This window comes from Runella sp. (assembly GCF_027484545.1).
Lineage (GTDB): Bacteria > Bacteroidota > Bacteroidia > Cytophagales > Spirosomataceae > Runella.
Genome location: NZ_JAIXST010000172.1, coordinates 1 through 4,944 on the forward strand (window position 1 = coordinate 1; position 4,944 = coordinate 4,944).

General features: G+C 43.0%; 3 protein-coding genes. All 3 read right to left on the reverse strand.

All coding sequences use genetic code 11. The annotated features are described in order from the left end of the window. Positions 1-110: 110 nt before the first annotated feature. On the reverse strand, positions 111-521 hold the full coding sequence (locus Q0081_RS16465; protein ID WP_298355431.1) for a hypothetical protein: 411 nt from the start codon (positions 519-521) through the stop codon (positions 111-113). Positions 522-809: 288 nt separating this feature from the next. Then, positions 810-3,560: a DNA methyltransferase gene (locus Q0081_RS16470; protein WP_298355433.1), complete on the reverse strand. Its 2,751-nt coding sequence runs from the start codon at positions 3,558-3,560 to the stop codon at positions 810-812. After that, entirely contained in the window at positions 3,557-4,486 is a 930-nt protein-coding gene (locus Q0081_RS16475; RefSeq protein ID WP_298355435.1) for a 5'-nucleotidase, read from the reverse strand. The genes Q0081_RS16470 and Q0081_RS16475 overlap by 4 nt, the downstream gene beginning before the upstream one ends. Positions 4,487-4,944: the final 458 nt, after the last annotated feature.

Sequence of the window (4,944 nt, forward strand, 5' to 3'; positions counted from 1 at the left end):
AGGTTGCAATAGTTTTTTCCAACAGAATATCGTGGCAGTAAAAAATTGAATATAGTATGGCGGCATAGGGGTATCGGTTTATTTTAGCCTTACTGATTTCTATTTACCTTTCACCAACAAGTCTCCGTTTTTGAAAGGTAGAAAGTTTGTTGGTGAAAACACCAACAAAGGCATAAAGGCATAGTCGCTCTCAAACCAATCGACTCATTATCATCATCTTGCATCAACTGAGGGACATCCATGTCCCTCAGTTGAAATAGTTTGTCTTTAAACTGTTTTAGCTTTAGTCCTGCAAATAACTCATATCCTGAGTTTTTAAGCTCTTCATTGTACTCTTCGAGTAGCCGTTTTATAGTACGAACATCCACATCGTAGAACTTTGCCACTTGGGCAAGTGTATAGCGATACTTACCCTCAAATTGAATTCCTATGAATCCCAATTGATCGTATATTTCTTTGATGGCTGTATTGTTATTCAATACATTCTGGCGGTCAATGGCCGAATTGGTAAGATCTTTCATTCCCTTTCTATTTATTCAAAACCTTGTTCATAATCAACACGTTATCAGGCATTTTCGTTTTCTTATAAAGCACAGTAAATTAGGCAACAGCCTGTTGCCCAATTGGACGTTGTCACTTTTGTTATTCGTTTTTTCCTTTGATTTATTTCTAGTTACTTATTATTTACTTAATTAAAAATAAGCATATATCACTAATTATCAAAAGGTTATAAGTTTTGTTTTCAAATTTACTTCTATTTTGCTTTTTTTTGAACATACACCCAACGCCTTGTTTCAGCCAATTTGCCCTCATTTTTTCTTCTTTTTGGCTTTGCTTTCGGCCTCAAACAGCGTTCCGCGCGTTTGTTCTTCCGCTATCATCTGCTCGTAGAGTTTAAAGAGATATTCCAGCCGCTCTTCATCGCTCTCAAACGGGCGACTGCGGTACATGCGCTCCACGGCGAGGTCGTTGAGGCGGTGGGCTTCGCGCAGGCCGGCGGGCATTTTTTCGGGGTCGTAGAGTTGAGCGAGGGTTTTCTCCGAATGATACTCTCGCTCATCCAAAATCCGATATACCTGCTTCTCCAATTCCTGCTTTTGATTGTCGGAAATGAGGGGAAAGGGAAAGGTATTGTATCCCAAAGTAGAAGAATAACGAATTCGTGTTTCTAAACTGCCACAAACCGCACGAACCCACGTCATGTGCATACGCGAGGTGAGAACGGAGAAAAGCCATGCAGGAGCTTCATAAATGGCGAAAGCCAAATTGGTAATAATTGTATCATTACCGATAAAACCAATGGGAATGTATTCTCTTGTTTCTGATGATACAGATGGAATAACGATAGAGTGACTAATCGTTTCATTGATTTCACGAAACTGATGGGGTCTACTTGCAAGCTTATTAGCTCCTGCATCATTACTCTGCAAACGTACTTTTTTTACCTCATTTAAGCGATGATTTATTTGAGGAATGGTGTATGCAAAATCTAAATCAGCATTTTTAATCCACAAACACCATCTTTCAATACCATTTATAAATTCCAAAGACCCAACTAAACGTTTCAATAGTACATGAGTATTGGGATATTCTGAAACTAACCTTACTTTTTCTTCAGCTGACAAAATTAAATTTCCACCATCGTAAGGCATATTACCTTTGGGCATATGAGGGAAATTAGTGAGTGGTATGGATCTTCTTTCAGCATAAATAGTCCTTCCAACTGTTAAATATGGACTAATATTTTCAACTTTTCGGCTTAGTGTTCCTGTAAATAACACCTTTTGACCTTTTCTATCATTAGGTGCCATTCCCACAATTATAACCGTTACTCCTGCATTAGCCTTAGCATTATTTGTCCATTTAAACGAAGTATGAGCAAAAGCAATATTAACATTTAAACCGAATATAATTGGCCACAAAAGTGCCACTTGCTCACCTTGACAAATGGAATTAGTGGAAACAAACGCAAATTTGGCATTTGCATTCTGAATAAATAATCCCCCTTTATAAAACCAGCAGGCGATGTAATCCAAATCTTTATATTTAGCAAAACCTTTAAAAACAAAATCTAAATCAGCTTTTTGCTTGGCATCCTGCACCCTTGCTCCCAAATAAGGCGGATTTCCCAAGATGTAAATTTCGTCTTCGGGTTTCTTGGGGCAAACGGCCTCCCAATCCAATCGGCAGGCGTTTCCGTGTACGATGTTGCCGGTTTCTTTGAGGGGCAAAGCAGGTTTGGCGCGGCCAAATTCTTTAAAAAAGGCTTGGTTCATTTGGTGTTCGGCCAGCCAAAGGCTCAGCGTAGCCACTTCGTGCGCAAAATCGTCCAACTCAATGCCGTAAAAATTCGATAATGAAATGCCCGAAAACTGCGTGCTGTACGATTTATTGACCAAATCAATTTCCTTAAACAACAGCATTTCCAGTTTGCGGAGCTCTTTGTAGGCAATGATCAGGAAGTTGCCGGAGCCGCAGGCGGGGTCAAAAATCTTGATGTTCCAAATGCGTTTGAGGAGTTCGTTCAGTTTTTTGAGATTGCCCTTAGCCGCTTCAAACGCTTCGTACAAGTCGTTAAGAAACAGTGGCTCAATCACTTTCATGATGTTGGGCACGGAGGTGTAGTGCATTCCCATGCCGCCCCGGTGCTCGGGCGTGATCACCGCCTGAATCATACTCCCGAAAATATCCGGATTGATGGCCGCCCAATCCAACTCCCCGCTGTCGATGATGGCCTGTCGGCTGCGGCGGGTAAATACCGGCGCGTGGTGGCGGTTGCGAAACAACCCTCCGTTGACGTACGGAAACGCCTCCAGATACGCCGGCAGGGAGTTGTTTAAACCTTGCAGGTTTTTAAAACCTGTAAGGTTTGAGCGAGGCGTGTTCATCACCTCAAAGAGCGTATCAAGATAGGTGTGCAAATCGCTGCCGTCGGGCTGGGTGTGGCTCCCGATGGCGTTGGTAAACTGTCCTTTTTCAAAAATACCCGTGTCTTCGGCAAAAAAGCAAAACAGCAGGCGGCTCAAAAACACGTTAAGGTTATGAACCTGCCCGGCGGTATCGGTCGGGTTATCTTTTTTGATTTCGTCGTACAGCTTCGCCATGCGCTCGGCGGCTTTGACGTCGGCGGGATTTTCGTTTTGGTGGGTGGCTTTTTCCATGCCGGTCCAGGGCAAAAAGAAATCGAAGTGTTTGGCCAACTCGCGCAGGGGCACGTCGAGCGTATCGGCGTTTTTGCGGTCGAGAGCCAACAGCGTTTCAAAATCGGTCACGACGATAAAACGCGGGTCGTATTTGGCGGTGTTGTCGTCGGCTTTCAGGCGTTCGATCACTTCATGCACATCCTGCTCCGGGGCCACGGTTTTGTAGAATAGCTTTTTCTTCCACGCAATTTCGCCTTCGTTTTTGGAAAGATTCAACCCTCCCTGTTGCAACCGGACAATGGAGCTTTTGGGCGTACCGTAGGCAAGGAGCAAATCGTAAATAAAGACCGATGCGGTATCTTGGTGAAAATTGGCTAAAAGTTGCTGTAAATTAGCTTCTATTTGGGCGATGTTCATGCGTTGGTAATCAATTTCATAGGCGAATCACTCGTATAAGGGACTTTGCCCGAAGGTACAATTTTACTGGCGGGTTCTAAATGCGTTTCCTGATCGTCGAAGAAAATATGCGCTCCAAAAGCCTGTAAGACCTTATCTTTGGAAACACCGCCCAAAAAATAGGCTTCATCGACATATACGCCCCAATGCCGCAGCGTCTTGATGACCCGCATGTGAGAAGGAGCATTGCGAGCCGTAACAATGGCCAACCGCAGAGGCGACAGTTCAATGCCCGTGGGAAACTGCAACTGTATTTTGGAAAGTTTAATTAACAAATTGGCAAAGGGGCCTTCACGGAGAGGAATATTTTCGTTTTCGGATTCGTATTGGTGAAAAGCCGCCATTCCTTCGGTTTTGTAGCGGTGTTCTGATTCATCCGAAAAGAGCACGGCGTCGGCATCAAAGGCAATTTTAACTCGATTGTCTTGAGGGTTAAAGGCCGTAGGCGGGGCATAGATCAACGCAGCAGCACAGACCTTGGAATCAATCACCGTTTGAACGTCTTTTTCATCTTTCGACAAAAACAGGTCTACGTCAAAAGCATCAATGTAAGGAGCCAGCGGCTCCCCGCCCGAAAGCGCCACCCGGGTAATGTCCAGATTCAACGTCCGAATGGAGTTCAGCACCCGAATACCCGTTTCGGGGCTATTGCGCGACATGACGATTACTTCAATTATGCGTTTATTTGCCTGTTTGTTGAGTTCCAGCAAGCTTTGCACTAAATGAAACGCCGTACCGGGCTCTAAAGGGGCTTCTTCGTGCTCTAATTGGTATTTTCTAAACTCCACTACGCCTTTTTTATTAAAAACTTGGTTTTCAGCTTCCAGATTGAACAAAGCGCGGGTAGAAACTCCAATGACAAGAATATCTGATAAATCTAACGGCATATTATTTCTTTATTGAGTACACTTGATACAAAATAATACGCTTACAGGTACATAACAAAATGTCATTTTAAGCGGCGTATTGTGATTTCTTTAAAGACTGTAAAGAGAGCAAGATCTACCCATTCGATTGAATTTGGGTAGAATAACTATTTAGAGGCAAAGTTACATGCAATGATTGTAACGCATTTATAATGAGTATTTTATAGCAAGAAAGTTCAACTTTTGTCAGTCGACAGCTCATTGGGAATGTGTAGAGGAAGTGTAATGGCAAATAAAGGTTTCAGAGAAATGCCTAATTACGGAATTATTTACTTTGAAGTCAAGAAAAACACTTATCTAATAGGGTGATTGCATCAAGTGTTAAGTTGGTTTAACAGGGTTTTAAGGTAAGCATCGTCGCGAGCGGCTTTCTTTCGCTTACGAGCCAAACTCATTTCAGTCGGCTCTCGCTTTAAGAG

Excerpts from the sequence above, each read along its gene's own strand:
- Q0081_RS16465 (WP_298355431.1), bottom strand. The coding sequence starts at position 521 with ATGAAAGATCTTACCAATTCGGCCATTGACCGCCAGAATGTATTGAAT.
- Q0081_RS16470 (WP_298355433.1), bottom strand. The coding sequence starts at position 3,560 with ATGAACATCGCCCAAATAGAAGCTAATTTACAGCAACTTTTAGCCAAT.
- Q0081_RS16475 (WP_298355435.1), bottom strand. The coding sequence starts at position 4,486 with ATGCCGTTAGATTTATCAGATATTCTTGTCATTGGAGTTTCTACCCGC.